The sequence below is a fragment of the Nocardia donostiensis genome (genome assembly GCF_002081715.1).
Classification (GTDB): domain Bacteria; phylum Actinomycetota; class Actinomycetes; order Mycobacteriales; family Mycobacteriaceae; genus Nocardia; species Nocardia donostiensis.
In genome coordinates, this window is the sequence record NZ_MUKP01000098.1 from 1 (window position 1) to 5,550 (window position 5,550).

The window sequence follows — 5,550 nt, forward strand, 5'->3', positions numbered from 1 at the left end:
CGGACGGCGGGCAGGAAATCGCCAATTGGCGGCCGAGCTGGGTTCGTTATGCACCGCTGTCGCTGACCGGTTTCGCGATCGTGGTGCCGGTGCTCGGTGTCGCCTTCCAATACGGCCTCGGCGATGTACTGTTCCGCGAGGACACCGTGCATCGGGTGGAAGGACGCAGCACGCTGCTGCTGGTACTCGGCGCGCTCACGCTGGTCGCCGCAGTGATAGTGGTGGTCGCCCTCGCCTCCTGCGCTCATTACCTGTCCACCTATTTCGGCCTCCGCGTCACCGACAACGGGGAAACTCTGCACCTGCGCCACGGCCTGTTCACCACCCGCCAGATCACTCTCGACCTGGCTCGCCTGCGCGGCGCCACCGTGAACGAACCCCTCCTGCTCCGCCTGGCAGGTGCTGCCGCCCTCGAGGCGATCATGACCGGGGAGAACCCGCGCCACAAAATCCTCCCCCAAGCACCCCGGCCCGCCGTCGAACACACCCTCGCCCACCTGCTCACCCCCAGCCCGGCGAAATACCCGCCCCGAAGCGAAGATCCGGCGGCTCTGCCTTCGCCGCCCCAGACCGAGCCGAGTGCAACGCCGCCGCCCCCGCACCGCCCAGACCACGGACGTGCCCCGCTCATCGCGCACGCTCCACTCGTCCCGCACGGCCCCGTCGCGCGCCGCCGCCGCTACACCCGGGCGCTGTGGCCGGTCCCCTGCACTGCCGTCGCGTTGCTGCTCCTCCCACTCAGCGGCTACCACGTCTCCCCCTGGTGGTGGCTGCTGCCCCTCGCGCTGCTCCCCCTCTGCGCCGCCCTGGCCGAAGACCGCTACCGAGGCCTGGGCCACACCGTCCTCCCCGCCACGCCCGACGCCCCCGCGTGGCTGATCACCCGCTCCGGTTCGCTGGACCGCGACCGCGACTGTCTTGAAGCCCCCGGCGTGATCGGCTGGACCGTCCGCCAATCCTTCTGGCAGCGCCGTGCCGGAGTAGCCACCGTTGTCGCCGCCACCGCGGCGGGCAAGAAGCGCTACCGCATCGTCGATGTGCCCCTCGATATGGCATGGCTGTTGATCGAATCCGTCACGCCAGGCCGCCTCGGCACGAGATAGCGGGCCCGCCGACAGGCATCAGGTCACAGGGGCGCAAGCCCCGGTCACAGCTCGATATGCGTGATGCTGCTCCCAGCGCGATAACCCGGCGACGACAAAGAAAGCGCTGACCCCGCTCACGTGCCGCGCCGAACCCGCCGATCGCGCAGCGCTGCCCGGTATTGCGGGGGCGGAGCCGGGCAGGTGGCACGTGCCTCTGTGTGACAGCTCGCCGAGCGGCAGCGGTTCACGTCGAGGCTGGGTTGCGTTCGGATTACTTGCTCGCGGCTACTGCTTCGGCGCGCACCCGGTTGGCCTGGATATAGAGATAGATCAGCGGCGGTACGAGCCCGAACAGGAACAACAGGAGGGTGCGGATATCGCTGCCGAGCGGGGCGTCGCCGCCGGGACCGGTGCTGGCGGCACCGAGGAAGGCGAGAGTCCAAGCCGCGATCGGGAGGAACAGGACCGCCGGGCGGGCGGACACCGTTGCCGCGCCGCGAACCAGGAACATGTTGGCCAGGCCCGCCAGCAGCGCCGAGACCGGGAAGGCGACCGAGCCCAGATATAGCGGCAGATACAGGACCTCGACGATCAGCGTGATCACGGCGTCGACCATCAGCACGATGATGATCACCACGCCGAGGGCGGCGACCAGCCATCCTGGCAGGCGGGAAGCGGACCGCGACGGAGTCTCATCGCCCGTCTGGTCGTCCACGGCGGCCGTCACGCGACCGGCGGGTAGCCCAGCAGCGTCAACAGGTGACTCTGCGTTTCGACGAAGACGTGCAGCGCCGACATGTACAGCTCGTGCTGCAGCTGCGCGGTGGGGCGCAGGCTGTCCACGAAGGCCACGATGGCGTTCTGGAGCTCCCAGTTGTACATGGGGGCGAGTCTATGCTGCCGGGGCTATTCCGCGGGATCGGCGAACAGATCATGTTCCCGGCCGTCGGGGCCGCGGTGTCCCGGCCGTCCCCGCACCAGTATGAAATGTTCCTCGGGCAGGATCGGCTGAGCGATATTGTTCGACAGTGCGAATTCCCGCCCCGACGGCGCGACGCTCACCTGGGTAGCGTGCGCCCGCAGGGCGTCCCGTTTGGCGCCGAGCACCTCGGACACATCGACCGTGGCCGTCACCGTCTCGCTGGGTACGCACGCCAGTTCGCCTTCGGCAGGGAGGCGCCAGCCGCGCGGCAGTGCGCCCGGCAGGCCGTCGACGGTGCGGCGGGCCAACGCAGCGGTGTGCATCCGCAACATATCGGCTTCGGTGACCGTCCAGTAGAGCTTGGGCGTGTCCCACCCCTGCTCGGCGGCGGTGTCGACGGCGGCGGTGGTGATCTGGTTGGCGCGAATATGGTCGGGGTGCCCATAACCGCCTTTGGGGTCGTAGGTCACCACCACTCGGGGCCGCAGCTGCAGCAGCACTTCGGTCAACGCGGCCACCGCGGCGGCCCCGGAGCGCACGAACGCGCGCGGATGTTCAGCCGAGGGTGTGCCCGCCATCCCGGAGTCACGCCAGCGTCCGGCACCACCGAGGAAACGCGGCGGGCCCGCGCCGAGCGCGGCCAGCGCCCTGGTCAATTCCAGCACCCGGTAACCGCCGAGCTGATCGGCTGCGTCGGCGGCCAGCTGCGCCCACTGCTCGCCGATCACCTCGCCCTCTTCACCGAGGGTGCAGGTCAACACGGTCACGGGAATACCGCGGCGCCGGTACAGCGCGATGGTGCCGCCGGTGGTGATGGTCTCGTCGTCGGGGTGGGCATGCACCAGCAGCAGACCACCGGTGCCGTTCGAGCTGCTCATGGGATCCTCCGCCACATGTAGGCGTCACCGAAGATGCCCGCCTGGATGGCGCCGTTGAGCGAAGCGCCGTCCACCGACGGTCCGGCGGCGGCGACCACGTTGTCCTGCACGATCGGCAGTACGGTCGACATCCCCCATAGCCGAGGTTCGGCATCGGCCAGGGTAGGGCCGACCTCGATACCGCGCAGCGCCGCGTCGATCGCGGGCTGCAGCTGCGGATCGCACATCCCGGACAGGTTGCTCGGCGCCTGCCTGGCGGCTTCGACAGCGGCCGGGACCTCCCCGTCTCCTTCGACCGGCGGCGCGGGCGGGCAGCCGTACCGGGAGGCGAGCACGGTAGCCGGGTCCACGCCGGTGGCCTCCCAGCCGACGATGGCGTCGACAGTGTTGTCGGCGTTGTCCATCAATGCTTTCCCGTACAGCTCATCACCGGGCAGGCTGCGCACGGTGGCGTCGATGCCTGCGCTGCGCAACTGGTCGGCGGCGGTGTTGGCGACCGCGAGCGCGGTTTCGTCGCCGCTGACCGCGCCGATCCGGATCGACAGCGATTCACCGTTCTTCGCCACCGACCGCGGTCGCGGCGCGGGCGAGGTCGGTGACACCGGCGGCGGTTCCGGTGCGCGACCGAACCCGGCCTCGGCGAGCAGCCCGAACGCGGCGTCTTGCGGCAGCCGGGGCGGTGCGGTCGGCGTGTAACCCGGATCGGAGGGGGAAAGCACCTGGGCGCGTGCCGGTTCCACCCAGTTACCGGTCTGCGCGCCGACGGTGGCCAACAGCGCCGGATCGAGCAACGACAGCACCGCCGTGCGTACGCGGTGATCGCGCAGCACCTCGGCGCGTCCGTTCAGCACCAACCGCAGCTGCCGTGACTGCGGCATGATCGCGGTGCGCACCGACGGGATCGCGGCCAGCTGGGCTTCGGTGGCGACGCCGCCGTGCACCAGCGCCATCTGCGCGTCACCGGTGCGCAGCGAATGCGCCAGCTGAGCGGGTGTTCCACCGCGCCGCAACAGAATCTGGTCCGGCCTGGCCGGGGTGCCCCAGAACCGGTCGTTGCGTTCGAGCAGGATCTCGTCGCGACCGGGATCAGCCCATTTGATGTTGAAATGACCGCCCGATATCGGAATCTTCTCGGTCAGCGCCCGCTGGAACCCGCCGGGAGAATCCTTGATCAGATGCGCGGGAAGCAGGTTGGCGAACAGTTCACGCCACGCCGGATATGGCGAGGTCAGCGTGACGGTGACGGTTTTCCCGCCGTCGGCCGACCCCACATCGGAGATCAACCGATACCCGGCCGGGTCGACCACACCGGGCTGGGTGATCATCTGCTGCCACAGGAACCAGAAATCCTCGGCCGCGATCGGGGCACCGTCGGACCAGTTGGCCTGATCATGCAGCTGGTAGGTGATGGTGAACGGTTCCCCAGCGACCCCAGAGGTTGCCGTCGCCGATTTCACCAGCGCCTTGTCGGGCACCCATACCGTCGCGCCGGGCACCGCCGGATCGGGCACCGGACGGAACGGGCTCGGCAACACCATGGCGGCGACCGCTGCCGTGGCCGGTGACTGATCCGACCGTAGATGCGGGTTGAAACCGATCCCGATATCGTCGATCGCCACCACGACGGTGTTCTTCGCCGGCTGCGCAGGCTCGGTCTGGGGACTGTCGGTGCTCTCGATGGGCGGCGGCGGGTTTGCGGTGCAACCGGCCAGTATCACCGGCAGCAACGCGGTAAGGACAACCAGTATCGCGCGCAACCTTGCCCACGTTCGCGCCCCCGAAATCACGCTCGGCACTCTACCTCGACCTTCCGTGCCCGGCTCGCCGTCGATATCGCGGCGCCAGGTGCACGCCAATCCTCGCGAACCCACGTGTCGCACAACGGACCGGGGCTACTGCGCCGCCGCACGGTCGCGCGCCTTACGACGGGACAGCTCACGCGCCCGTTCGGTGGCGCCGAGGGTGACCTTGCGGACCCGCACCACCTCGGGGGTGACCTCGACGCATTCGTCAGCGGCGCAGAACTCCATCGCGGCCTCCAGATCCAGCTGCAGCGGTTTGGCCAGCGTTTCCATCACATCGGCCGTGGAGGAGCGCATATTGGTGAGCTTCTTCTCCTTGGTGACGTTGATATCGAGATCCTCGGCCCGCGGGTTGATCCCGACAACCATCCCCTCATAGGTTTCCGCGCCCGGTTCCACGAAGAACTGGCCGCGGTCGGCGAGCTGGATCATGGCGAATGGCGTCACCGAGCCCGACCGGTCGGAGACCAGCGAACCGGTGTGGCGGGCGCGGATCTCCCCGGCCCACGGCGCATACCCGTGCGAGACGGCATTGGCGATACCGGTGCCGCGGGTTTCGGTGAGGAAAACGGTGCGGAAGCCGATCAGGCCGCGCGAGGGCACGATGAACTCCATCCGCACCCAGCCGGCGGCGTGGTTGCTCATCTGCACCATCTTGCCCTTGCGGGCGGCCAGCAGCTGGGTGATCGCGCCCAGATACTCCTCCGGGCAGTCGATGGTCAGCTCCTCGTACGGCTCGTGCACCTTGCCGTCGACCTGGCGGGTCACCACCTGCGGTTTGCCGACCGTCAGTTCGAAGCCTTCGCGGCGCATGGTCTCGACCAGGATGGCCAGCGCCAGCTCACCGCGGCCCTGCACCTCCC

General features: G+C 69.1%; 6 protein-coding genes. 1 reads left to right on the forward strand and 5 read right to left on the reverse strand.

Annotation, left to right across the window (positions count from 1 at the left end; genetic code table 11):
• Positions 1-1,103, forward strand: a 1,103-nt coding sequence (locus B0T44_RS25815; protein WP_176219248.1) for a PH domain-containing protein, incomplete at its 5' end; no start/stop codon positions are given.
• 253 nt (positions 1,104-1,356) lie between these two features.
• Here the strand turns inward: B0T44_RS25815 and B0T44_RS25820 are convergent.
• From B0T44_RS25820 to B0T44_RS25835, 5 genes are all read right to left on the reverse strand, one after another.
• The gene (locus tag B0T44_RS25820) at positions 1,357-1,812 is read right to left on the reverse strand and encodes a hypothetical protein (protein ID WP_081512722.1); all 456 of its coding nucleotides are present in this window, start codon (positions 1,810-1,812) and stop codon (positions 1,357-1,359) included.
• Positions 1,809-1,967, reverse strand: coding sequence for a hypothetical protein (locus tag B0T44_RS27420; RefSeq protein ID WP_175647908.1), 159 nt, complete (start codon positions 1,965-1,967; stop codon positions 1,809-1,811). The genes B0T44_RS25820 and B0T44_RS27420 overlap by 4 nt, the downstream gene beginning before the upstream one ends.
• Positions 1,968-1,991: 24 nt before the next feature.
• Positions 1,992-2,885 carry an N-acetyl-1-D-myo-inositol-2-amino-2-deoxy-alpha-D-glucopyranoside deacetylase gene (gene mshB, locus B0T44_RS25825; protein WP_077114636.1) on the reverse strand — a complete coding sequence of 298 codons (894 nt, stop codon included), beginning with the start codon at positions 2,883-2,885 and terminating at the stop codon, positions 1,992-1,994.
• On the reverse strand, positions 2,882-4,681 hold the full coding sequence (locus tag B0T44_RS25830) for an ABC transporter family substrate-binding protein (protein ID WP_217697416.1): 1,800 nt from the start codon (positions 4,679-4,681) through the stop codon (positions 2,882-2,884). Before B0T44_RS25830 ends, mshB begins: the two co-directional genes overlap by 4 nt.
• Positions 4,682-4,777: 96 nt before the next feature.
• Positions 4,778-5,550: large ribosomal subunit assembly factor BipA (locus B0T44_RS25835; protein ID WP_497006603.1), on the reverse strand; the 773-nt coding region annotated here is incomplete at its 5' end.